Below are 25,577 nucleotides of genomic sequence, written 5' to 3'. Positions count from 1 at the left end.
AGTTTCACATACATGAGGTGTGCCTGCTAACCGGTTTGCGGCTCGGCGCGTCCGAGTTGCGACCGTCGCGGGAAGCGCCGCGCGTTCGGTAGCGACGGCCACCAGTTTGCCCGCCCCAACAGCGCCGCGATGGCCGGCACCGTGATGGTGCGCACCAGGAAGGTGTCCAGCAAAATCCCGACACCGATCACGAAACCGCCCTGAACCACGGTGCCGATGCTGGAGAACAGCAGGCCGGCCATCGAGGCCGCGAAGATCAGGCCTGCGGCGGTGATCACACCGCCCGTCGAGCTCAGCGTGCGGATGATGCCGTAGCGCACGCTGTTCGGGGACTCGTCACGCATTCGCGAGACGAGCAGCATGTTGTAGTCGGCGCCGACCGCGACCAGGACCACGAATGCCAGCGGGGGCACGCTCCAATGCAAGTGCTGGCCCAGCATGAACTGGAAGAACACCACGCCGATGCCCACCGCCGACAAGTACGAAACGACCACGGACGCAACCAGATAGAGCGGCGCGACAATCGCACGCAGCAGCGCGATCAGGGTCAGGAGCACGACGATGAGGGTCACCGCGATGATGAACCGGATGTCGTGCTGGTAGTAGTCGCGCGTGTCCTTCAGGCCGACGGTGTAGCCCGCCATCGAAATCTTGGCGTCCGCCAGGCTGGTGTTCGGTTGGGCACCCCGAGCGGTCGCGGTGATCGCGTTGACCTGATCCATGGCTTCGGTGCTGAACGGATTCAGCTTGGTCTGAACCAAATACCGCACCGAGTGGCCGTCCGGCGAGATGAAGACCTTGGCGGCCTCCTGGAACTCTTTGAGATGCAACAGCTGCGCCGGGATATTGAACCCGGCCATCGCCGGTTGCGCCGCATCGTGTTTGAGCGACAGCAAAAACGTTGCCGACTCACTCAGCCCGGCACCCAGCTTCTTGACCTGCTCGACGAGTTGGGCCACCGCGTCGGCCACCTGCCGGCTCCCACCCGCGAACCGGTCCGCGCCGTTTTGCAGGCTGTTCAGGTTGGACTGCAGGCCACCGGGCTGATCCATCCCCATGGTGCGCAGCACGTTGGTGAGCTTGCCGACCGCGGTGCGCAGGCGGTCCGTCGACGCCTTCAGGGTCTGTCTGTCCGGATAGGCCTGCAGCTGGTGGGACAGGTCGTTGATGGCGTCGAGGTCCGCTTGGTCGCGGGAGCCGACCAACTGCTCGAACGTCCCGCGGGTTGCGCTGCACGACGCATCGGCGTCGCAGACGGGGTTGCCCTGCAGCGCCGCCAGCACCGGGCCGATCCAGGCGAACATGTTCTTGGCGGCCGAGAAGTTCCAGCCCATGGTGTTGGTGAGCGAGTTGACGTGGTCGACGAGCTGGGCCGCGATGTCGACCTCTTTGACCAGCGTGTCGCCGCTGTACTGGTTCTTCGTCGAGGAAAGGGCGTTTTCCAGTTCCTGCACGCTGGCGGCGAGCTGGCTGACCTGGCCGCGCACGTCGCCGAGGCTGTCGGCCAGCGTGCCGGCGCCCTCGACCAGCCGGTTGAGATCGTTTGTGTGCTCGTTGATCAGGGTGGACCCGCCGGCCAGAAAGGAGCCGATGGCGCCCGCCTGATAGGTCGCTCGGAATTGCTCCGGCACATTTCCGGTGGGACGAGTGATGCCGCTGATCGCGGCGATGTTCGGCAGCTGGCTGACGCGGTCGGCCATCTGTTCCAAGTCCGCGAGGGCCTGCGGCGTGCGCAGGTCATGCGGCGATTGGATGAGGATGTACTCCGGAATCGACTGATTCACGGGGAAGTGGCGATCCAGTGCGGCGTACCCGATGGAGCTCGGGGCCGAAGGCCGCAGGGCTTTGCGGTCGTCGTAGTTGTAGCGCACCAGGCCGGCGCAACTGGCCAGGATGATCAACACCAACACGCTGGCGACCAGGTGCGCCTTCGGCCGGCGCACGATGCGGATGCCCGAACGCCGCCAGAACCGGGCGGTCAGCTCGCGCCGCGGCTTGACCCAGCCGCGGGGGCCGGCGAGCACCAGGATCGCCGGCAGCAAGGTCATCGCGGCCAGGAATGCCACGCCGATCCCGATGGCCGAGGACACCCCGACCGTTTCGAACACTCCCATCCGGGCGAAGCTGATGAGGAGGAAGGTGAGCCCCACGGTGGTGGCGGACGCGGTGATCACTTTCCCGATCGAGATCATCGCTCTCTTGACCGCCTGGTCGTAATCCTCGCCGGACCGCAGGTAGTCGTGATATCGGCTGGTCAGAAACACGGCGTAATCCGTTCCGGCACCGGCCATGATCGCGCTCAGGAACACGATGGACTGGTTCGAGACGCCCGAGCCGGTCAGCTGGGAGTAGCCCGCCACCAGCGCCTGCGCGATCACCAGCGACAACCCGATGGTGATCAGCGGCAGCAGCATGGTGACCGCGCTGCGGTACACCACCAGCAGGACGATCAGCACCAGGACGGAGATGGCCAGCTCGATCGGCAGCCGGTCCCGATTACCCGCGACCGTGAGGTCGGCGACGGTCGCCGCGGGGCCGGTGACGTTCACGGTGAGATGCGTCCCGGTTGGGGCCTGTTCCATGGTGCGTTTGACGACGTCGCTAATGCGGTTGAACGCGGCGTAGGACTGGGGAGTGCCCAACTCGCCCGCCACGCCGACCGGCAGCACCCAAGCCTTGTGGTCCTGGCTGGTCACGACCGAGCGCAGCGGTGGGGTGCTGATGAAATCCTGCAGCATCACGACGTCTCGGGGGTCCGCGCGCAGGGCGTCCACCAGTTTTCGGTAGCCGGCCTCGTCGGCGGGGCCGAGCCCCTTGTCGTCGGTCAGGACCACCAACAGGAGATCTTCCGAGGCCGATTCGTGAAACGCCTCGGTCATCTTTCGCGCGGTGACGTTCGACGGCGCATCGCTGGGCAGGATCGCGAGCGGATGCTTCTGGGCCATCTCGTTCAGGGAGGGGAGGGTCAGTGGCATGGCGACCGCAATCGCGACCCAGAGCCCGATCACCGCCCAGGGCCACCGCACCACAAAATCGGCTAGCCGTCGCATATTGGCCTCACCTCAAACCGCACTATTTCGCATTCCGAGACTATTTCCCATTCCGAGCCATCGAACTACTTCACGCTAGGCAACGCGTCCCCAATGGCCGCTGTCGGCGACCCGCGCGCACACGGACTTCATTGCTTCCATGTAGCGGGTGGCCGATTTCAGGGCGACGGGATTGTCGGGATACATGATCGCCATTGCCGTGCCCTCGCCGTACCGAAACACGTAAATGGTCAATTGATACGAATAACGACCGTCGGAATAAATTCCCAGATTGTTCGCATAACCCAGGTCGGCCGCGGCAAGGACGGCATTGAGCGGCGCGGCGCCGCCATGCAGGAAGTTCGACACCGGAAAATTCGGCTCCGGCCACTTCAACCACGGCGCCAATTCCAAGACGCGGTAATACGGCACCTTCGCCAAGTCCAGACCCGAATCGAAGGAGGCCTGCGCCGCCCACGCGGCCTCGGCGAACGAGGCCGCGGCTATTGGCACCGTGATCGGAACCAAGCCGGTGAACCAACCCTGCGTCATGAAATTGTCCGTGGTCCTGCGGGTGTCCCTGGGAGTGAGGCCGTAATAGGTGAGGGCCCCCGTGAACTCGTGCTCTACCAGGGCGAAGCAGGCGAACAGGCCGCCGATGAAGCGCGCACCGACGGCCGTGCAGGCCGACTCGAACCGCTCCGTCTGTTCCGGGTCCATCAGGAACTCGGATAGCAACTCACTGCCGCTCGGCTCCGACGGATCACCCAGCGGGAGCGGAAATTCGGGAAAGCCGCCGTTGTTGTTCTCCGCGAAGTCGACCCAGGCGCGGACCTGCGGCGACTCCAGCGTCAACGCCGACACGTACTGGCGCTCGCGCGCGCAGAAATCGTTGAAGCTGCCGGCCTCGGGAAGCGCAAGGGGTTCACCGCCGCCGCTCAGCGCCGCATACATGCCGCTGGCCTCCAGCATCGTCGTGCCGACCAACGTCGCGTCCCCGTGAACATGATCCATGGCGACAAAGAAAGTGAAATGACCTTCGTTTCGGACGATTCCGAAGGTGAAACAGCCCCACTCCAACGGATTCGGAATGGCCACCAGATGCGCCCGAATCTCCTCAACCGTCATTGTGCCGTGGTCGATCGGCGTGAATTCAATATCGGCGGGATCGCTGAGGCTGTGCCTGATGAACTCCCCATTTTCGGCAGGTTCGAACCAGCTGCGGAAGGTGTCATGCCGGCGCAGGTACGCGTTTACGGCGTGATTCATGGCGGCGATGTCGCACTGGCCGGGTACGTCGCAAGTGGCGATGATCTGCCGGGAGAAGTCAAGCCCGGCGGCCGTCCGCTCGTGGTAGTTGCGAAGGTGCTGGCCTTGCATGTAGCTGACCGGCACCGAACTCACCGGCGCTTGGCGGGCCTTCTCCAGGGACGCGGCCGTCGGATGCCACGAGATGACCGATCCCACGGTCGGCGTCCAGTCACCGAGTGAACCGATCCTGATTTTCCCGATGCGCAATATGTTCTCCCCGAGTTTCACGGCGGCACTTCGGCCCCGCCGGTAGCGAGACCCAAGATAGCCCCTCCGGCAGCCACCGTCCCCGACATGCACATATCCGCGCCCAACTGCTCATCGGGACGGCAGGCGCCGGTCATCGAAAGCACCGTGCATAGGGCACCGCCGAGCCTTGCCGACAGCCACAGATGATGACATCTGCGCGTCGCGGCGCCCGGAACCCGCCGGCGCTTGTAATACTGGTCGGCGTAGGCGATTCGGCTGCGGCAACCCGGGCCGGATGTGTAGATTCGCGATGACAGTCGCTGTAAGGCAGTACCCGGGGGGGTTCTGCCAGCTCTGGTCCTGGGTGTGTGCAGTGAGCGGCCTAGGACGTGGTTCGAAGTAGCCACGGCTCCGGCGCCGCAAGGGCCCGCGGGCATCAAATTTTCCGGTCGAAACGGGGAGGACAACCGCATGACATCCGTCGAGGACCCGATGGAGCGGGCGTCGGCTTCTGGGGGCTTCGCGATCGTCGGGTACGCGGCGCGTTTTCCGGGCGCGGCGGATGCGGACGAATTCTGGCGGGTGCTGGCCGAAGGCCGGGACGCGATATCGGAGGTGCCCGAGGACCGGTGGGATGTCGACGAGTTCTTCGATCCGGATCCCGACGTGCCCGGCAAGGTCGTCACCCGTCGGGCGGGCTTCGTCGATGACGTAACCGGGTTCGACGCTCCGTTCTTCGGCATGTCGGCGCGCGAGGTCAGGTTGCTGGACCCGCAGCATCGGCTGCTGCTGGAGACGGCGTGGCGGGCGGTGGAGCATTCCGGCACCGCGCCAACGGCTTTGGCGAATACCCAGACCGGGGTGTTCATGGGTCTGTCCACCCACGACTATCTCGGAATGATGTCCCACGACCTGACTTCCACAGAGATTGAGGCATATCTGGCGATCGGGACGTCGTCTGCTGCGGGAGCGGGCCGGATCAGTTATCGGTTGGGGCTGCAGGGTCCGTCGTTCACAGTCGACACGGCGTGCAGTTCGTCGCTGGTGGCCATCCATCAGGCATGCCAAGCGCTCCGCTTACGGGAGTGTGACCTCGCGCTGGCCGGCGGCGTTAACGTCCTACTCAGTCCGGCGACCATGATCACGTTCTCCAGCGCGCACATGCTCGCGCCCGACGGCAGGTGCAAGACCTTCGACGCGGCCGCGGACGGCTACGTGCGTGGCGAGGGTTGCGGCGTCATCGTCGTCAAGCGGCTCGAGGACGCGATCCGAGACGGTGACCGGATCAGGGCCGTGATCCGGGGCAGCGCGATCAACCAGGACGGTGCGTCGGGCGGCTTGACCGTGCCGAACGGCATTGCCCAGCAGAGGGTTATCGCCGAGGCGTGCAAGCGCGCCGGCATCGCACCCGGCGACGTCGGATACCTGGAGGCGCACGGGACCGGGACGTCGCTGGGCGATCCGATCGAGGCGCAGGCCGCGGGCGCGGTGTTCGGCGAGGGCCGCGACGCCGGCCGGCCGCTGTTGATCGGTTCGGTCAAGACGAACATCGGCCATCTGGAGGCCGCCGCGGGCATTGCGGGCGTGATCAAGGTCATCCTGTCGCTAGAGCACGAGTTGCTGCCGCAGCACCTGCATTTCCGCAACCCGTCGCCGCACATTCCGTGGGAGCGGCTGCCCGTTCAGGTCGTGCAGGAGGCCACCGCCTGGGAGCGCGACGGCCGGCCACGCATCGCGGGGGTCAGCTCGTTCGGCTTCGCCGGGACCAACGCGCACGTGATCATCGAGGAGGCGCCCGAAGAGGCGGGCCAGGTCGCGGCCGCGCCCCGTCCGGGCGACCAACGGTTCAGCGTGCTTCCCCTCTCGGCGCGCACGCCGGCCGCGCTGGTGCGGATCGCCGATCAATACCGCAGCTGGTTGAGCGCGCACCCGGAAGCATCGTTGACCGACGTCTGCTTCACCGCCGGGGTGGGGCGAGCGCACTTCGAGCACCGCGCCGCGTTGGTGGTCAACTCGAAGGAGTCCGCCGCCGAGCTGCTCGGTGCGCTCGCGGACGACCGCCCGGCGCCCGGCCTGCTGCGCGGGCTGTCGGACGACACGCCGAAGACCGCGTGGCTGTTCACCGGTCAGGGCAGCCAGTACCCGGGCATGGCCCGAGAGCTCTTCGACGCCGAGCCGGTGTTCGCCGAGACGGTGACCCGCTGCGCGGCCGTGGTTGCGGACGTTCTCGAAAAACCGCTGCTGGATGTGATTTTCGACATGGACGGCCCCGACAGCGAAGAGACGCTGCGGCAGACCTCCTACGCCCAGCCGGCCCTGTTCGCGGTGGAGATGGGCCTGGCCCGGCTGTGGCAGTCGTGGGGTTTCGAACCCGACGTGGTGCTGGGCCACAGCGTGGGTCAATACGCGGCGGCCTGCGTGGCGGGCGTGTTCAGCCTGGAGGACGGCGCGCTGCTGATGGCCGAGCGCGGCCGGCTGTTCGGCAGTCTGCCCGAGGGCGGTCGCATGGTCGCGGTGTTCGCCGCCGCCGAGCGGGTCGAGGCCCTCACCGACGAATTCCCGAGCCTGTCGGTTGCCGCCTACAACGGTGCCAACACCGTGCTTTCGGGGCCCGCGCAGGATCTGGACCAGGCGGTGGCCCGGCTGGCGGCCGATGGTGTGCGATGCGACTGGTTGGACACCAGCCACGCCTTCCACTCGTCGCTGCTGGATCCGATCCTCGATGACTTCGAGTCGTATGCGAATCGGTTCGATTTCAGTCCGCCGCAACGGATTTTGGTGTGCAACCGCACCGGCGCCGCGCTCGGCAGGAGCGTGAGACTCGACGGCTCCTACTGGCGTCGCCACGCGCGCCAACCGGTGGAATTCGCCAAGAGCGTGCGCACCCTCGCCGAGCTGAATTGCAAGGTGTTGCTCGAGATCGGCCCGCAACCGGTGCTCACCGCCGCGGCCCTGCGGGCCTGGCCCGACCCCGGCTCCGTGCCGCGGGCGATCGCCTCATTGCGTCGCGGCGCCGCCGACCACCGGCAGATCGGCGAAGCCCTCGCGGGCGCGTATGTCATGGGCCACCTGCCTGACTTCGCCGCCGTCACAGGACCGGCGCGCAAGCTCGACCTACCGACCTACCCGTTCCAGCATCGCGAGTACTGGTATCGCGACAATCGGCAGCGCCGGCAACAGAACGCCGCCGTCAGCAGCGAAACCGTCCGGCTGCTCGAGGACGGCCGGATCGAGGAACTCGCGGCGCTGCTCGACGGCACGAGCGGCGACCAGCAGACGGTCCATGTGCTGAGAAAGCTTGCCGCACAACACAACCAACAGCGCGACACCCGTTCCATCGCGGATGACCGCTACGAGGTTCGCTGGGAGATCTCCTCCGCCGAGCTCCCAAAGGTTCCGGATCCCGACGCCGGGCGATCGGTGTGGCTGCTCATCGGCAACGATTCCGAAGCGGTTCGGCCATTGGTCGACCTGCTGACCTCGCGTGGGCACCAACACCGGATCCTCGGGTTGCCGGTGTCCGACGCCGACGAGGAGCACCTCGCGGCCGCCTTGCGCGCCGCGGAGGCCGACGAATCGACGGTGCGTGTCCTGCACGTCGCGGCCCTCGATTCCGACACCGCACCGTCGGCGCGGTCGCTGCTGCGGATGCAACACCGAATCCTGGGCGGAACACGGCGGCTCTTCCGCGCCGCGGTGTCCGCCGAACTGCGCGCGCCCATCTGGGTGGTAACCCGTGGCGCGCAACGGGTCACCGACGCGGACACCGTGTCGCCGGATCAAAGCTGCCTCTGGGGATTCGGCCGCGCCGCCGCGCTGGAGCATCCGCAGGTGTGGGGCGGACTGGCCGACTTGCCGCCCGGCAGCGAAAACGACACGGACGAATGGTCGCGGCTGATCGACCGGCTGACGGCCGCACCGCGCGAGTCGGGTGTCAGGGAAGACCAAGTCGCGCTGCGTGATCAGGCCGTCTACGTCCCCCGCCTGGTTCGACGGGCCGGCTCGCCGTCCGCCGCACCGCTGGCGCTGCGCGGCGACGCAACCTATCTGGTGACCGGAGGGTTGGGTTCGATCGGACTGGAAATCGCCGGCTATTTGGCGGCGCACGGCGCCCGGCACCTGGTGTTGACCGGCCGGCGCGCGCCCAATGACGCCGCGCAACAGCGCATCGACGCCATCTACGAACAGCACGGTTGCGAAGTCCGGGTCATCGCGGCCGATGTCGCCGATGCGCACGACGTGGCGCGCCTGTTGGCCACCGTGCAGGCCGAACTGCCGCCGGTGGCGGGCATCGTCCACGCCGCCGGCGAGATCGGCACCACCCCGCTGCGCGCCCTGGACGACGACGAAGTCGACCGGGTGTTCGCCGGGAAGGTTTGGGGCGCTTGGAATTTGAGCGAAGCCGCCCTGGACACGTTCGGCCTGCAACTGGACTTCTTCGTGAGCACCTCGTCGATCGCCTCGGTGTGGGGCGGGTTCGGTCAGACCGCCTATGGCGCCGCCAACGCCTTCCTGGACGGGCAGGCCTGGCGGCTGCGCGAGCACGGCGTTCCCGCGATCAGCGTCAATTTCGGCCCCTGGTCGGCGGGCATGGCCGACGCGGATGCCCGTGCCCGACTGGATCGGCGTGGGGTCCGGACATTGGCCCCCACCGACGCGCTGGCGGGGATGGCCGAACTCATGGCGGCTGCTGCCGCGCACGGGGTGGCCAACGGCGTTGTGGCCCGGATCGACTGGGCCCGCTTCCTGCCGCTCTACCAGCAAGCGGGACGGCGGTCATTGCTTGCCGAGCTGGAGCGCGAGGTGCCGGATTCCGTTGCCGCGCTGCCCTTGTCGCGGCCGTCCGGGCCGACTCGACTGGTCGAGCAGCTCACCAACGCACCCGTGCAGCAGCGCAAGAAGCTTCTCGTCGATTACCTGCGCGAGGCGGTGGCGGAGGTGACGCGCGTCGACGCGTCGGAGATCCGCGAGGACGCCGGGTTCTTCGATCTCGGCATGGATTCGCTGATGGCGATCGAATTAAGGCAGCGCCTCGAGCAAGGAGTGGGCAAGGAGATACCGGCGACGCTGGCGATGGACCACCCACGCCTGGTGGACGTGGCGGACTATCTGCTCGCCGACGTTCTCGGGATCGGCGAGCAGACTCAGAGCAAGCCCCGACCGGCGGCGGCGGCGCCGACGCGCACGGACGAGCCCATCGCGATCGTCGCGGTGGCGTGCCGTTTTCCCGGCGCGCCGAATCCCGAAGCGTTCTGGGAGTTGTTGGCGGGCGGTGTCGATGCGATCCGGGAAATTCCGGAGGACCGTTTCGACATCGACGAGTTCTACGACCCGGACCCCGAGACTCCGGGCAAGATCTACAGCCGCTTCGGCGGATTCATCGACGAAATCGACGGGTTCGACCCGGAATTCTTCGGAATTTCCCCGCGCGAGGCCGTGTGGATCGATCCGCAGCAGCGGCTGATGCTGGAAACCGCGTGGGAGGGCCTGGAGCGGGCCGGCTACTCCCCGGGGGCCTTGCGCGGCAGCCGAAGCGGCATCTTCGTCGGGGTGGGCGCCAACGAGTACTCGCATCTGCTCTCGGCCGGCTCGGTCGAGAAGCTCGAGCCCCACTTCATCACCGGCAATGCGCTCAACGCCATTTCGGGCCGGGTCGCGTTCGCACTCGGACTCGAGGGACCGGCCGTCGCGGTCGACACCGCGTGCAGCTCGTCGCTGGTGGCCGTCCATCAGGCCTGCCAGGCATTGCACTCCGGTGACTGCGATTTGGCGTTGGCCGGTGGGGTGAACGTGTTGCTGAGTCCGGTGACCATCATCGCCGCGTCACGCGCCAGGATGTTGTCGCCCGTCGGGCGGTGCAAGACCTTCGACGCCTCCGCCGACGGCTATGTGCGCAGCGAAGGCTGCGGGATCCTGGTGCTCAAGAGGCTGAGCGACGCAGTGCGCGACGGTGACCGGGTCTGCGCGGTCATTCCCAGCAGCGCGGTCAATCAGGATGGCGCGTCGAGTGGTTTGACGGTGCCCAATGGTGGTGCGCAGCAACGGCTTATCAGCTCGGCGCTGGCCCGCGCCGGTCTCACCGGCGGGGATGTCGACTACCTGGAGGCGCATGGGACGGGAACCGCGCTGGGTGACCCGATCGAGGTGCAGGCGGCGGGGGCCGTCTTCGGTGCCGCCCGGGACGCAGACCGGCCCCTGCTGATCGGGTCGGTGAAGACCAACATCGGCCACCTCGAATCGGCATCGGGGGTCGCCGGTCTGATCAAGGTCGTGCTGTCGCTACAGCACGAAATGCTGCCGCAGAGCCTGCACTTCGAGACGCCGTCGCCGCACATCCCGTGGGATTCGCTGCCGGTGCGCGTCGTCGACACGGCGATTCCGTGGCAGGCCAACGGAAACCCGCGACGGGCGGGCGTCAGCTCCTTCGGCTTCACCGGCACCAACGCGCACGTGCTGATCGAGGAGGCGCCACCGCTCTCGGCGACCGCCGACGAATACTCGACCAGCGACGTCTTTCGCGACGACACCGCGGCGGCGGAGTCGGACGCTCAGGACGAACCGGTCGAGGTGCTGCCGCTGTCCGCGCGCTCACCGGAGGCGCTGGTGGCGTTGGTGCAGCGATACGGGGAATGGCTGAATGCCCACCCGAAGGTCGACATCGCCGACGTGTGCTTCACGGCCGGGGCCGGGCGTTCGCATTTCGAGCACCGGGCCGCGCTGGTCGTGGATTCGGTTCAGGGCGCCCGGGAGGCGCTGGCCGAGTTGGCCGAGAACCGGATGCGGCCGGGAGTCGTGCGCGGCGAGTGCACGGACCCGCCGACGACGGCGTGGTTGTTCACCGGGCAGGGCAGCCAGTACCCGGGGATGGCGCGCGAGTTGTTCGACGCGGAGCCGGTTTTCGCGGACACGGTGACCCGCTGCGCCGAAGCGGTCGACGGAATGCTGCCGCGCCCGTTGCTGGAGGTGCTGTTCGCGACGGACCGGGAAACGGCCGGTGAGGCCGGGAAGATGCTGCGGCACACCTCTTTTGCGCAGCCCGCGCTTTTCGCCGTCGAGATGGGTCTGGCCCGGCTGTGGCAGTCCTGGGGCATCGAGCCCGACGTGGTGCTGGGGCACAGCGTGGGCCAGTACGCGGCGGCGTGTGTGGCCGGGGTGTTCAGCCTCGAGGACGGGGCCCGGCTGATGGCCGAGCGCGGCCGGCTGTTCGGCAGCCTGCCCGACGGCGGGCGAATGGTGGCGGTCTTCGCCGACGCCAAGTACGTCGAGGAGATCGCCAACGACTTCCCCCTGGTGTCGGTTGCCGCCTACAACGGCCCGAACACGGTGCTCTCGGGACCCGGCGACGACCTGGAACAGGTCTTCGCCAGGTGCGGTGGCGACGGGATCCGGTGCAGCTGGCTGGAAACCAGCCACGCGTTCCACTCGGAGCTGCTGGAACCGGTCCTCGGTGAATTCGAGTCGTACGCGGCGCAGTTGGAGTTCGCCGTGCCGACGTTGCCGCTGGTGTGCAACCGCACCGGCGCCGTGCTGACGGCGGAAACCCCGCTGGACGCGCAGTATTGGCGGCGGCATTCGCGCCAGCCCGTGCAGTTCGCCGAAAGCGTGCGCACCGTGGCCGCGCTGGGCTGCTCGGTGTTGATGGAGATCGGTCCGCAACCGGTTTTGACCGGCGCCGCGGTGCAGGTCTGGCCGGAACACCTCGCCGCGCCGCGCGCGATCGTCTCGTTGCGCAAGGGCATCGGCGACCGGCGCCAGATCGCCGAGGCCGTGGCCGCGGCCTACGTCAGCGGCCACCGGCCCACGTTCGCCGCGCTACACCGTCAACCCCGCCGCAGGCTCGAACTGCCCACCTATCCGTTCCAGCGCCGGCACTTCTGGCCCAAGACCGCCGGGATCGCCGGCATCGACGGGCCGGGCGCCGGAGTTTCCGGAATCCTCGGCAGCGCAAAGGAGCTCGCCTCCGGCGACTCCGTCTACACGAGCCGGCTCTCCGTCAAGTCGCAGCCGTGGCTTTCCGATCACGTCATCTACGGCACTGTCGTCGTTCCGGGCGCGACGTATGCGGCCATGGCGCTGGCCGCCGTCGGGCCGCCGGCGCGGGTACAGGACGTGTTTTTCTACGAGCCGATCATTTTGCCCGAGAGGGCTTCTCGCGAGGTGCAGCTGACCCTGCACCCGCTGGAGGACGGAGGCGGCTGGAGCTTCCGCGTGCACAGCCGCCCCTACGGGGTCAGCGATGCCGAATGGTCGCTGAACGCCGACGGGACCCTGAACGCGGGACTCAGCCCTGTCGCTGATGCCGCTGATGCCGGCGCGGGAACCCTCGAATCCGAGGATTCGATCGACGCGGCGATCGAGCGGATGAACCGCATGCGCCCGCAGCAGCTGTTCGAGACTTTCGCCGACATGGAACTGGCCTGGGGGCCCAACTGGTCCGGTTCGCTGAAGTCGCTGTGGCTCGGTGAGGGCGAGGCGATCGGTGACATCACCGTCGGCGAGGAACTGGCCGAACATCTCGGAACCGAGCCGATGCATCCGGTGCTGATGGACCTGTGCACCGGCGTCGCGTTCCCGGCGTTCCCGGCGCTGCTGGCGGCCGAACAGGGAGTCTCCGACCTGTTCTTGCCGTTGCGATACGGGCAGGTCGAGCTGCGGGAGAAGATGCCGCGGCGGTTTTACTGCCGCGCGAAGTGGCACACCAGCGGCCTGGACAGCGAAACCCAGGTGTTCGATCTCGACTTCGTCGATCGCGACGGCCGCCGCCTCGGCGGGATTCGCGAGTTCACCGTCAAGCGCGCGCCCCGGGAGGCGTTGTTGCGCGGGCTGGGCGGCGACGCCACCCGGCTGCTGTACACCCTCGGCTGGCACGAGGTGCCGGCCCCGCCGTCGAGCGGTGACGCCGAGGGGCCCGGGCAGCTGAACGGCACCTGGCTGGTCGCCGGCTTCGATCAACTCGCGGCCGAGCTGCCGGGCTGCATCGCGTTTGATCCGGCCACCGATCCGGAACCCGTGGGGCAGCTGTTGGCGCAGGCCAAGGAGCGCGGCATGCCGTTCTCCGGGATCGTCTGGCGCAGCGCCGGACCGAGCGTGGGGGAGTCGGACGCGCGAGCCGCCGCGCGCCTCGAGGCCGGGATCGCCCAGTTGCTCAGTGTCGTGCACGCGGTACAGGCCGACGGGAAGCTCAAACTACCCAACGGGCTGTGGATCATCACCGAGCGCGCCGTCGCGACCGAGTCCGGCGAGCCGGTCGACCCGGTGCAGGCGTCGCTGTGGGGGCTCGGGCGCACCATCGTCAACGAGGAACCGGCCCTGCGCTGCAGGCTGGTCGATTGCGACGGGTCGGAGCAGGCCGTGCGCTCGCTGGCGGGTCTGCTCGGCGCATCGATCGAGGAGCCCGAACTCGCTGTGCGGCAAGGCAAGTTCCTGGCGTCCCGGTTGCTGCAGTGGTCGCGCAGCGGTCACCTCGCGTTGCCGCGGTCAACCGATTATGTCCTGGCGCCCACCGAGCGCGGCGCGATCGACAACCTGCGCCTGACTGAGGCGGAAGTGCCGCCGCCGGGCGACGGCTACGTCCAGGTCCGCGTGGAGGCCGCGGGGTTGAATTTCCGGGACGTGCTCAACGTGCTGGGCCTCTACCCGGGCGATCCGGGTCCGATCGGCGGCGACTTCGCCGGCGTGGTCACCCAATTGGGCGGCGGCGTCACCGGACTCGAGGTCGGCCAACGCGTTTTCGGCTTCATGCAGGGGGCGTTCGCCAGCCGGTTCAACGTGCCGGCCCAGCTGCTGGCGCCGACTCCGGACGGGCTGAGCGCGGTGGACGCGGCGACGATCCCCGCTGCGGCGCTGACGGCCCGGCTCGCGTTCGACTGGGCGCAGCTTCAGCCCGGTGACCGCGTGCTCATCCACGCCGCCAGCGGCGGTGTCGGTCTGGCCGCCATCCAGATGGCGCAGCAGCACGGCGCGATCGTGTTCGCCACCGCCAGCACGTACAAGCGCGCGACGCTGCGCAAGCTGGGTGTGGAACACGTCTACGACTCGCGCAGCACGGATTTCGCGGACCAGATCCTGGCCGACACCGGCGGCGCCGGCGTCGACGTGGTGCTCAACAGCCTGACCAACGAGGGTTTTGTCGAAGCGACCGTGCGGGCCACCGCGCAGAATGGCCGCTTCGCCGAGATCGCCAAGCGCGACATCTGGACCCCCGAGCAGATGGCGGCCGCCCGTCCCGACATCGCCTACGAGATCGTCGCGCTGGACACGGTCACGTTCCAGGAGCCCGAACGCATCCGTGGCCTGCTGGCGGAGGTGTCGGAGGGGCTGGCCGGCGGCGAGTGGGCGCCATTGCCCGCCGAGATCTACCCGCTGACCGAGGCGCGGACGGCGTTCCGCCGCATGCAGCAGGCCCGGCACATCGGCAAGATCGTGCTGCAAATGCCGAAACCGCTGCAGCCGCGCGGCGATCGGAGCTACCTGATCACCGGTGGACTCGGGGCGATCGGCCTGCACCTGGCGGCCTATCTGGCCCAGCTGGGCGCCGATGACATCGTGTTGACCAGCCGGCGCGCACCCGATGCGGACGCGCAACGGGCGATCGAGGAGATCATCGAGCGCTACCACTGCCGCGTGCACACCTTCGCGGCCGACGTCGGCGACGAGGCGCAAGTCGAAAAGCTGCTGGAGCGGATCCGGGCTGAGTTGCCGCCGCTGGCGGGGGTGGCCCATCTGGCGGGCGTGCTCGACGACGCGTTGCTATCCCAGCAGAGCCTCGAGCGTTTCCGGACAACGTTGGCGCCCAAGGCTTTCGGCGCCAGCTACTTGGACAGGTTGACGCGAGAAGACGATCTCGACTTCTTCATCGTGTCCTCCTCGGTGGCCAGCCTGCTCGGCTCACCCGGCCAGGCCAACTACTCGACCGCCAACGCGCTGCTCGACGGGCTGATGGCGCAGCGAAGGGCGCACGGCTTGCCGGCGACCGGCGTCAACCTTGGTCCCTGGGGCAAGGGCGGCATGGCGTCTTCGGAGGCCGCGCGCGCCAATCTCGGTGCGCAAGGCCTGATTCCGCTGGAACCCGCGGCCGCCCTCAACGCGCTCGCCGAGGCCGTCGCCAGCGGGACCGCGCAGGCGACGGTGATCAAGGCCAACTGGCAGCGCGCCGCCAAGCTGCTGGGCAGTACCCGCCCGCCGATTCTCGACCTGGTGTTGCCGAGTGCCGTCACGGAGCCGACCGGCGACAGCGAGTTGCTCCGGCAACTGCAGGAGATACCGGTGGCCCAGCGCGCCGGCTTCATCACCGAATTCCTGCAGCGCGAAGTGCAGGGCTTCCTGAGGCTCGCGCAACCGCCGGCCGCGACCAGCCGGTTCCTGGACCTGGGTACGGATTCGTTGATGGCGGTGGAATTGCGCAACCGGCTCTACAGCCAGTTCGGCGGGGCATTCACGATCAACGCCACCGCGGTATTCGACTATCCGACGATCGGCGGGCTCGCCGAGTACCTGGCAAGCCAGCTACCGGATGCGGAATCGGAGCCGGCCCCGGCCCCGCAGGAGGCGGAAGCGCCCGCGGAGGAGGCCGGATCGGCTGCGGCGGAGCCGAGCCCGGAACCCGTTGCGACGAGCCAGGAATCCGCTGCGGGTCCAGAGCCGAGTTGATACCCCGGCGCGTCAGTCGGCGATATCGAACCCGGTGATGACCTTGGTGGGGCGCACCCGCACCACCAGTTCGCCGGGGACGGCGTTGCGGCGGCCGAACTCGTCGGCGCGGTCGGCGCCCATGTAGCGCGCGCCGGTGCGCGTCGCGACGTCGAGCAGGTCCGGCTGATCCTCGCTCACCGACGCCAGGCCCTGCACCTGGACGAACGAATACGGCGGATACGGATCGTCGACACAGATCACGACCCGCGAATCCCTGGCCAGCGCACGGCCTTTCGAGGTGTCCCGGCCGGTGGTGAACGCCAGTTGGCCGTCATCGACTACAAACCAAACCGGCGCGACCAGCGGCCGCCCGTCGGCGGCGACGTAGCCGAACATTCCGGTGCGGGTGCCGGCCGACAGGAACTCAACGACCCGGTCGGAGAGTTCCGCGGATTCGGCCATGCGCTACAGCCGGGCGAGGTCGTAGTCGCCGAGATGGTCGATCAGGTTGTGCAGGTGGTCGCTCGAGGTGCCCAGCGTGTGTTCGATCGCGGTGAGCCGGGCCGCGTAGTGGCTGACGGGATATTCGGCGGTGACGCCGATTCCGCCGTGCATCTGGATCGATTCCTGTGCGATGTGGCGCCCCGACCGGCCGATCTGCACCTTGGCGCGCGACGCGATCAGCGGATCGAGGTTGCCGTCGGCGATCGACATCGCGGCGTAGAAGCTCATGCTGCGAGCCACTTCCAGCGACACATACATGTCGGCGGCCCGCTGGGTGAGTGCCTGGAACTTGTTGAGCGTGACGCCGAACTGCTTGCGGGTCTTGAGGTAGTCGGTGGTCAGGCGAAGCGCTTCCTCCATGGCCCCGACGGCTTCGGAGCACAACGCCGACTGGATCCGGATGATGGCGTTGCGGATGGCGAGCGAGGCATCCCCGCCTTCGCCAAGCGGTTCGGCGGCGGCGCCGTCGAGATCGACCTGGGCGCCGCGCTGTCCGTCGAAGGTCCGGTAAGGCTGCCGGGTGACCGAATCCGCGTCGACGAGGAACAGGCCGGTGCCGCCGTCGGGCAACGCGGCGCTGACCACCAACGCGTCTGCGCAGTCGCCGGCCAGCACGGGGTTCTTGCGTCCGCTCAACGTCCACGAATCACCTTGCCGCGCAGCGGCAGTGGTGACCGTGGCCGACGGCGCGCGGTGCCCCGGTTCCAGGTGGGCGAAGGCCAGCAGGTGTTGGCCGGCCGCGACCTCGTCGAGCTGTTGCTTCTGGGCGTCGCTGCCCAGCTCGGCGATTAGCGCACCCGGCGCGAGCGCGGCGTGCAGGACGGGTTCGGGGGCCAACCGGCGCCCGACCTCGGTGAGCACCACCATGATCTCGATCTGGCCGGCCTCGTCCGGCTCGAACCCGAGGCCGAGGATCCCGGTGTCGGCGAGCTGACTCCACACGTCGCGGCTCCAGCCGAGGTCGGACCCGATGACCTTGTTGCGGCTTTCCGGGTCGTACGTGCGCGAAAGCAGGTCGCGGGTGGTGTCGCGCAGCAGGGACTGCTCGTCGGTCAATTGAAAGTCCATGGCTGCCTCACAATCCGAGAATGGTGGACGCGATGATATTGCGCTGTACCTCGCTGCTGCCGCCGTAGATCGTCGTCTTGCGGTAGTTGAGGTAGTGCGGCGCGCTGTGTTGCGCCCACGAGGGTGATGAAATGTCTTCCCCGTCGGCCGGCAGCGCGTCCGGGCCGGCGACCTCGACCAGCAGCTCGGTCGCGACCTGCTGCAGTTGACTGCCGCGCAGCTTGAGCACCGACGACGCCGGGTTGGGCTGGCCGTCCGCGGAGTCCGACACCACCCGCGATTGCGTGAGTTCCAGTGCCAGGACCTCGTTTTCGGCCTCGGCGAGTCGGGCCGCGAACAGGGGATCGTTGAGCATCCCGGTTTCGGCGGCGTGTTTTTTCACCTCGGCGAGGCGCACTTTGGTGCGTCCCACGCCGGCGATGCCGGTGCGTTCGTTGCCGAGTAGGAACTTCGCGTACGTCCAGCCCTGATTCTCTTGTCCGACAAGCTGATCGGCGGGGACCCGGACGTCGGAGAAGAACAATTCGTTGATCTCCTGGCCGCCGTCGATCGTCTTGATCGGCCGCAGGGTGATGCCCGGCGTCTTCATGTCGAAGAGCAGAAACGAGATTCCGGCCTGCCGCTTGGGCGCCTGCGGGTCGGTGCGCACCAGGCAGAAGATCCAGTCCGCGTACTGGCCGAGCGTTGTCCAGGTCTTCTGGCCGTTGACGATGTAGTGGTCGCCGTCCCGGACCGCGGTGGTGCGCAGCGACGCCAGGTCGGAGCCGGCCTCGGGCTCGGAGAAGCCCTGGCACCACCAGATGTCGAGGCTGGCCGTCGGCGGCAGGAAGCGTTGTTTGATCTCCTCGGAACCGAATTCGGCGATCACCGGGCCGACCATCTTGGTGTTGAAGTTCAGCGGCTCGGGCACGCACGCCAGTTGCATTTCGTCGGCCCAGATCTGGTGCTGGGTGGGCGTCCAGTCCTTGCCGCCCCATTCGACGGGCCAACTCGGGACCGCCAGACCGTGCTCGTGCAGGATCTTGTGGCTGGTGACGATGTCTTCGCGGCGCACCGACGCCGCGCCCTCGCGTACCCGGTCCCGCAGCTCTTGGGGTATCTGGGTGGTGTAGAAGGTGCGAAGCTCGTCGCGGAACGCGGCTTCCTCCGGTGTGAGCGCCAGTTGCATGGCAGCCTCCTTTGTCGAGCGACCACCGGATGGTGAATCCTCAGCGTCTGACCGGCAGTCTCGTCCTGCAGGTTAGGCGCACAACGCCGTTGCACGTTAATCGGGGGGCGCGGGCGCCACTCAGTCACCGCTGGGCGTTCATCGCCGGCGGCGCCACCAGGCCAAGCCGATGATCGTGGCAGCGCCGAGGACGGCCGCTATCGCCAGGCGTGGCGCAGCGGACCGGATCCTATCGGCCTTGCCGGCGATCGCTTCGACGGTAGCGCCGAGTTGCTCGCGGGTCTGCTCGATGTCGGCCTGCAGTTCGTGGATGCTGGCGTCGGGCCCAACCGGTGGGGTTCCGGGACCCCGCGGCCGTTCAGCTCCGGTCATGGCGGGCGTCCTTCACTTTCTGGACGTCTTTTTTGATGTTGGCGACGGTGAAGGGTGCCGCCGGGGCGACGTCTTCGGCTTGGTGCTTACTGAGCAGCGCCGCCGCCCCGGCCGCGGCGAACAGCGCCGCGCCGACGATCAGGGCGGCTGCCCACACCGGCACTGCCAGCGACACCGCGGCAATACTCGCCGCGATCAGGCTGGCCAGGCCCGCTAACCCAAGTATTCCGGCCACGCCGAACAGTCCCGCGCCAATGCCCGCGCGTTTCGCCGATCGCTCGATTTCCTTCTGCGCCAACTGCATTTCGTCGCGAACTAGCCGTGACAGCTGCGACGAAAGCTGACTCATCAGCTCGCCGATCGACGCGTCCGGCGTCGGCTTTGCCTCCGGGTTCATAGGCGGCTGGCTACCCCCGCATGCGCACGCCAAACCCGGCATCGTCTTTTGCACAGCCTCAGATTCGTCCACATCCCGGTTCCGCGGCGAAGTCGCGCGCGGCCGTGGTGACGGTCGGCGCGCCTACGGTCGGCGCATGCGAACAGAACTGCCCGCCGAGCGGCTACAGCGACGCCTCGGCGCCGACCCCGACACCGATCCCGCCGACGCGCCGGACGAACAGTCCCCGGACTCGGGCGAATCAGAGGACCCGAACTCGCTGTTGCCGCGCTGGCTTCCCGACGCCGCCGATCGCCGAAGTTGGGTGGCGAAGATGCGCGCCGACCCGGGCCGCGCCGGGGCCATCGCGTTGGCGGTGGTGGCCGCCCTCGCGGTGCTGGTGACGGTGTTCACCCTGGTGCGCGACCGGCCGGCGCCCGTGATGTCGGCCAAGCTGCCGCCGGTGGAGAAGGCCGCGACCGCGAGCCCCAGGTCGTCGGCGAACCCGGGTGCCGAGCCGCCCGCTTCCGACCGGCCGGTGGTGGTCAGCGTGGTCGGGCTGGTGCACACCCCCGGGCTGGTCACCCTGGCGCCCGGCGCCCGTATCGCCGACGCCCTGCAGGCCGCCGGGGGACCGGTGAACGGCGCCGACACCATCGGGTTGAACATGGCCCGGCCGGTCGGCGACGGCGAGCAGATCGTGGTCGGGCTCGCTCCCGTCGCGGGGCAGCGGACGGCGCTTGGCAGCTCGGTGTCCGCCGGGACGTCGGCGGCCTCCGGGACGCCGGGGCCGGTCTCGGGGACGGTGAAGCCGAAGGCCGGTGAGGCGCTCGACCTCAATACCGCGACCCAGGAGCAGTTGGACGCGCTGCCCGGGGTCGGGCCGGTCACGGCCGCGGCGATCGTCGCGTGGCGGCAGGCGAACGGGAAATTCACCAGCGTCGACCAGCTCGCCGACGTCGACGGCATCGGCCCGGCGCGGCTGGAGAAACTGCGCCCACTGGTCCGTGTCTGACCGCGGTGCGCGACCCGGCGTCCGCACCCGTCGATGTGCGGCTGGTCCCGGCCGCGCTGACCGGCTGGCTGGTCACCGCCGCCGGTATCTGCTGGCCGGTCGGACGGGTGGTCGCGGCGTGTTGTGTCGTGCTGCTCGGCGTGGGGGCGGCCCTGGCCTGCCAGGCGTCGCTCGGGCCGGCCCGGGCCCCCCGGTTGCGGACGGTCGGCGCCGGCCTGGTGGCGGTCGGCGTGGTGGGTGCGGGGTTTGGGCTGGCGATCGCGCTGCGCAGCGACGCGGTCGCTCGCCACCCGATCACCGCGGCGTTCGGCACGGCCGCCCCGGTGACGGTCAGTCCCACCGAGAGCCCGTTGCCCCTCGGGCCGGGCCGACTGATGTTTCGCGCCACCCTGCAGCGCCTGCGCGACGACAGGATGTCCGGTCGAGTGGTGGTCTTCGCCCGGGCGTCGGACTTCGGTGACCTCACCGTGGGGCGGCCGGTGCGGTTCACCGCGCGGATCAGCCGTCCGCGCCGCCATGACCTGACCGTCGCGGTGCTCAACGCGTCGGGCCGCCCGACCATGGGCACCGCCGGGGCGGTGCAGCGCGCCGCCGAGGCCGTGCGCGGCCGGTTTGCCGCCACCGCCCGCGAGACCCTGATGGCGGACCAGGCCGCGATGCTGCCCGCCCTGGTTCTCGGCGATACCTCGGCGGTCACCGGCCAGACCAGCCGCGACTTTCGCACGGCCGGCATGACGCACCTGACCGCGGTGTCGGGGGCCAACGTCACGATCGTGTGCGGGGCGGTGCTGTTCTCGGCCCGGTTGATCGGGCCGCGCGCCGCCGTCGCCCTCGCCGCGGTGGCGCTGGTGGCGTTCGTCATCGTGGTGCAGCCGACGGCAAGCGTGCTGCGGGCCGCCGTGATGGCCGCCATCGCGCTGACGGGGGTGCTGTCGTCGCGTCGGCGACAGGCGATTCCGGCCCTGTCCGCCGCGGTGCTGATCCTGCTGGCGGTCGCCCCGCACCTCGCCGTCGACGTGGGCTTTGCGCTGTCGGTGCTGGCGACGGCCGCGCTGATCCTGATCGCGCCGGTGTGGTCGCGGCGCCTGGTCGGCAGCGGCTGGCCCAAGCCGCTGGCGGATGCGCTCGCCGTCGCCTGCGCCGCGCACGTGGTGACCGCCCCGCTGGTCGCCGGCATCTCGGGCCGCGTCAGCCTGGTCGCCGTGGCCGCCAACCTCGCGGTCGCGCCGGTGATCGCGCCGATCACCGTGCTGGGCAGCGCGGCGGCCCTGCTGTGTGTCGCGTGGCCTGCCGGCGCACAGCTGTTGATCCGTTTCACCGGCCCGGAACTGTGGTGGGTCGTGAACGTGGCGAGGTGGTCGGCCGGCGTGCCCGCGGCGACGCTACCGGTTCCGGCCGGTGCGCCCGGTGTGGTGCTGGTCGCCTCGGCCACCGTAGCGATGGTTGTGGTGGGCAGGCTGGTGTGGCGCTGGCGCTGGTGTCGCCGGGCGCTCGGATGGGCCGGGGGAGCGGCGGCCGTGTGCGCGCTGGCCTGGTCGGTGTCGGGAGCGCTCGCCGGTTAGTCGGTGGCCCGTGACACCATCGGGGGGTGAGCGAGGTTACGCACCTGCACCTGGTGCTGGGGGACGAGGAGCTGCTGGTCGAGCGGGCCGTGGCCGACGTGCTGCGGTCGGCGCGCGAGCGCGCCGGCACCGACGACGTCCCGGTGAGCCGGATGCGGGCCGGCGACGTCGGCACCTACGAGCTCGCCGAGCTGCTCAGCCCGTCGCTGTTCGCCGACGAGCGCATCGTGGTGCTGGAGGCAGCCGCCGAGGCCGGCAAGGACGCGGCCGCGGTCATCGCCGCGGCGGCCGCCGACGTGCCGGCCGGCACGGTGCTGGTGGTGGTGCACTCGGGCGGCGGGCGCGCCAAGGCGCTCGCCACCGAGCTGCAGTCGCTGGGCGCCGAGGTGCATCCCTGCGCGCGGATCGCCAAGCTCAGCGAACGCGTCGACTTCATCCGCAAGGAGTTCCGCGCGCTGCGGGTCAAGGTCGACGAGGAGACGGTGACGGCGCTGCTCGACGCCGTCGGGTCCGACGTGCGCGAGCTGGCCGCCGCGTGCTCACAGCTGGTCGCCGACACCGCCGGTCATGTCGATGCCGCCGCGGTGCGCCGCTATCACAGCGGGAAGGCGGAGGTGAAGGGCTTCGACATCGCCGACAAGGCGGTGGCGGGCGACGTCGCGGGGGCCACCGAGGCGCTGCGGTGGGCGATGATGCGCGGCGAGCCGCTGGTGGTGCTGGCGGACGCGCTGGCTGAGGCCGTGCACACCATCGGCCGGGTGGGACCGCTATCCGGCGACCCGTACCGCCTGGCGTCGCAGCTGGGCATGCCGCCCTGGCGTGTGCAGAAGGCCCAGAAGCAGGCCCGGCGCTGGACGCGCGAAACGGTTGCGGCCGCGATGAAAGTCGTGGCGGAGCTAAACGCCAACGTGAAGGGGGCCGTCGCCGACGCGGACTACGCGCTGGAATCGGCGGTCCGGCAGGTTGCCGAATTGGTGGCCGACCGGGGCCGCTGACGGGCCCCGAGAAGCTCGGGTGCTCAGATCTTGTTGAGCGCCCGCGCCAGCGCCGACTTCTTGTTCGCGGCCTGGTTCTTGTGGATCACGCCCTTGCTGGCCGCCTTGTCCAGCTTGCGGTTGGTCGAGACCAGCAACTCCGCGGCCTTCTCTTTGTCGCCGCCCTCGGCGGCCTCCCGGAACGCGCGGACGGCGGTACGCAGCGAGGACTTCACCGACTTGTTGCGCAGCCGGGCGCGCTCGTTGGTCTTGATGCGCTTCTGCTGCGACTTGATGTTGGCCACGCGTGAGTTCCTTCTTCGAATCGGTGATTGCGGTGCTTCTCGGGGGGCGCCCCACACCCAATAGCGACTGCCCAGGTTAGCAGTCGGTTACGTTTTTTCCCAAAAGGGGAACCCGTGGCCAGCTACAACGCCGATGTGAGGCACCATCTCTAAAGTGAGTCTTCCGAGCCAGCTTGAGGACACCAGGCGGGGATCGCGCGGCGCCGTGGCGCGGCCGGATGCGCGCTCCGAACGCATCTTCCGCGGCTACACCGCGTCGGACTCGTACGCCGACGTCTACTCCAAGGCCTTCGACGAGATGTTCGACGCCCAGGGCACGGTCCGCGGCCCGTACAAGGGCATCTACGCCGAGCTGGCGCCGTCCGACGCGTCCGAGCTGAAGGCCCGCGCCGAGGCGCTGGGCCGCGCGTTCATCGACCAAGGCATCACGTTCTCGTTGTCGGGTCAGGAGCGGCCGTTCCCGCTCGACCTGGTGCCGCGCGTCATCTCGGCGGCCGAGTGGAGCCGGTTGGAGCGCGGCATCACCCAGCGGGTCAAGGCGCTCGAGATGTACCTCGACGACATCTACGGCGATCAGGAAATCCTGAACGACGACATCATTCCGCGCCGCCTGATCACCTCCTGCGAGCACTTTCACCGGGAGGCCTTCGGCATCGTCCCGCCCAACGGGGTGCGGATCCACGTCGCCGGCATCGACCTGATCCGCGACGAGAAGGGCAATTTCCGCGTCCTGGAGGACAACCTGCGCTCGCCTTCGGGGGTGTCGTACGTGATGGAGAACCGGCGCACCATGGCGCGGGTCTTCCCCAACCTGTTCGCCACCCACCGGGTGCGCGCGGTCGACGACTACTCCTCGCACCTGCTCCGCGCGCTGCGCAATTCCGCGGCCACCAACGAGGCCGATCCCACCGTCGTCGTCCTGACCCCGGGCGTGGCGAACTCGGCCTACTTCGAGCATTCGCTGCTGGCCCGCCAGATGGGCGTCGAGCTCGTCGAGGGCCGCGACCTGTTCTGCCGAGACAACCAGGTGTACATGCGCACCACCGAGGGCGAGCGCCAGGTCGACGTCATCTACCGGCGCATCGACGACACGTTCCTGGACCCGCTGCAGTTCCGCGCCGACTCGGTGCTCGGGGTGGCCGGCCTGGTCAACGCCGCCCGCGCCGGCAACGTCGTCATCTCCAGCGCGATCGGCAACGGCGTGGGCGACGACAAGCTCGTCTACACCTACGTGCCGACCATGATCGAGTACTACCTGGGCGAGAAGCCCCTGCTGGCCAACGTCGAGACGTACCGATGCTGGCTGGACGACGAGCGCGAAGAGGTCCTCGACCGCATCGACGAATTGGTGCTCAAGCCGGTCGAAGGGTCCGGCGGCTACGGCATCGTGTTCGGCCCGGAGGCGTCCGACAAAGAGTTGGCCGCCGTCGCCAAGAAGATCCGCGACGATCCGCGGAGCTGGATCGCGCAGCCGATGATGGAGCTGTCAACCGTGCCGACGCAGATCGGCAGCTCGCTGGCGCCCCGCTACGTCGACCTGCGGCCGTTCGCGGTCAACGACGGCGACGACGTGTGGGTGCTGCCGGGCGGATTGACGCGGGTGGCCCTGGTCGAGGGCTCGCGGGTGGTCAACTCCAGCCAGGGCGGCGGGTCCAAGGACACCTGGGTGTTGGCGCCGCGCGCCGCGGCCGGCGCCCGAGAGCTGGGCGCCGCGGAGGTGGTGCGGTCGTTGCCGAAGTCCATCCCGGATCCGGTGCTCGACGGTTCGCCACGGCTGTCGCAGCAGCAGGCGCAGCCCAACGGGGCGGCCGACGAGCAGCCCCAGCAGCAGCAACAGCAACAGCAGAGGATGCTCTGATGCTGGCCCGCAACGCCGAGGCGCTCTACTGGATCGGTCGCTACGTCGAGCGCGCCGACGACACCGCACGAATCCTGGACGTCGCGCTGCACCAGCTGCTCGAGGATTCCAGCGTCGACCCGGACCAGGCATCCCGGCTGCTGCTGCGGGTCCTCGGCATCGACCCACCGGATCACGACCTCGACGTGTGGTCGTTGACCGACCTGGTGGCCTTC

Annotated in this window: 14 protein-coding genes; 6 read left to right on the top strand and 8 right to left on the bottom strand. The window is 68.9% G+C overall.

The window, feature by feature from the left end:
- Positions 1-26: 26 nt before the first annotated feature.
- Together A5712_RS18520 and A5712_RS18515 are read right to left on the bottom strand one after the other, a co-directional pair.
- Positions 27-3,050: an RND family transporter gene (locus tag A5712_RS18520; RefSeq protein WP_068107897.1), complete on the bottom strand. Its 3,024-nt coding sequence runs from the start codon at positions 3,048-3,050 to the stop codon at positions 27-29.
- 75 nt (positions 3,051-3,125) lie between these two features.
- Complete coding sequence (locus A5712_RS18515) at positions 3,126-4,547, bottom strand: condensation domain-containing protein (RefSeq protein WP_068107929.1); 1,422 nt, start codon at positions 4,545-4,547, stop codon at positions 3,126-3,128.
- A gap of 453 nt (positions 4,548-5,000) precedes the next feature.
- Here A5712_RS18515 and A5712_RS18510 point away from each other — a divergent pair, with 453 nt between their 5' ends.
- The gene (locus A5712_RS18510; protein WP_082973512.1) at positions 5,001-16,178 is read left to right on the top strand and encodes a type I polyketide synthase; all 11,178 of its coding nucleotides are present in this window, start codon (positions 5,001-5,003) and stop codon (positions 16,176-16,178) included.
- A gap of 12 nt (positions 16,179-16,190) precedes the next feature.
- Here A5712_RS18510 and A5712_RS18505 read toward each other — a convergent pair whose 3' ends face one another.
- From A5712_RS18505 to A5712_RS18485, 5 genes are all read right to left on the bottom strand, one after another.
- On the bottom strand, positions 16,191-16,622 hold the full coding sequence (locus A5712_RS18505) for a PPOX class F420-dependent oxidoreductase (protein WP_068107895.1): 432 nt from the start codon (positions 16,620-16,622) through the stop codon (positions 16,191-16,193).
- Between the two features lie 3 nt (positions 16,623-16,625).
- Complete coding sequence (locus A5712_RS18500; protein ID WP_068107893.1) at positions 16,626-17,732, bottom strand: acyl-CoA dehydrogenase family protein; 1,107 nt, start codon at positions 17,730-17,732, stop codon at positions 16,626-16,628.
- Between the two features lie 7 nt (positions 17,733-17,739).
- Entirely contained in the window at positions 17,740-18,900 is a 1,161-nt protein-coding gene (locus A5712_RS18495; RefSeq protein ID WP_068107891.1) for an acyl-CoA dehydrogenase family protein, read from the bottom strand.
- A 138-nt stretch (positions 18,901-19,038) separates the two neighbouring features.
- Positions 19,039-19,272 (bottom strand): DUF3618 domain-containing protein, encoded by a 234-nt coding sequence (locus A5712_RS18490; protein WP_068107889.1) that lies wholly within the window; start codon positions 19,270-19,272, stop codon positions 19,039-19,041.
- Positions 19,259-19,669 (bottom strand): phage holin family protein, encoded by a 411-nt coding sequence (locus tag A5712_RS18485; protein ID WP_068107887.1) that lies wholly within the window; start codon positions 19,667-19,669, stop codon positions 19,259-19,261. Before A5712_RS18485 ends, A5712_RS18490 begins: the two co-directional genes overlap by 14 nt.
- Positions 19,670-19,805: 136 nt before the next feature.
- Here A5712_RS18485 and A5712_RS18480 point away from each other — a divergent pair, with 136 nt between their 5' ends.
- From A5712_RS18480 to holA, 3 genes are read left to right on the top strand one after another with little or no spacing between them, the layout of a single operon-like run.
- Complete coding sequence (locus A5712_RS18480) at positions 19,806-20,663, top strand: ComEA family DNA-binding protein (RefSeq protein ID WP_068107884.1); 858 nt, start codon at positions 19,806-19,808, stop codon at positions 20,661-20,663.
- Between the two features lie 35 nt (positions 20,664-20,698).
- Positions 20,699-22,225 (top strand): ComEC/Rec2 family competence protein, encoded by a 1,527-nt coding sequence (locus A5712_RS18475; RefSeq protein ID WP_068107927.1) that lies wholly within the window; start codon positions 20,699-20,701, stop codon positions 22,223-22,225.
- 44 nt (positions 22,226-22,269) lie between these two features.
- Entirely contained in the window at positions 22,270-23,220 is a 951-nt protein-coding gene (gene holA / locus A5712_RS18470) for a DNA polymerase III subunit delta (RefSeq protein ID WP_156766627.1), read from the top strand.
- Between the two features lie 23 nt (positions 23,221-23,243).
- Here holA and rpsT read toward each other — a convergent pair whose 3' ends face one another.
- Entirely contained in the window at positions 23,244-23,504 is a 261-nt protein-coding gene (gene rpsT / locus A5712_RS18465; RefSeq protein WP_068107880.1) for a 30S ribosomal protein S20, read from the bottom strand.
- A 145-nt stretch (positions 23,505-23,649) separates the two neighbouring features.
- Here rpsT and A5712_RS18460 point away from each other — a divergent pair, with 145 nt between their 5' ends.
- Positions 23,650-25,362, top strand: a complete 1,713-nt coding sequence (locus A5712_RS18460; protein ID WP_068107878.1) for a circularly permuted type 2 ATP-grasp protein — start codon at positions 23,650-23,652, stop codon at positions 25,360-25,362.
- Positions 25,362-25,577: alpha-E domain-containing protein (locus tag A5712_RS18455; protein WP_197519434.1), on the top strand; the 216-nt coding region annotated here is incomplete at its 3' end. The genes A5712_RS18460 and A5712_RS18455, both read left to right, overlap by 1 nt.

The sequence above is a fragment of the Mycobacterium sp. E2327 genome (genome assembly GCF_001672675.1).
Classification (GTDB): domain Bacteria; phylum Actinomycetota; class Actinomycetes; order Mycobacteriales; family Mycobacteriaceae; genus Mycobacterium.
The sequence above is the reverse complement of the archived record's forward strand: the minus strand, read 5'-3'. Positions and strand labels throughout refer to the sequence as shown.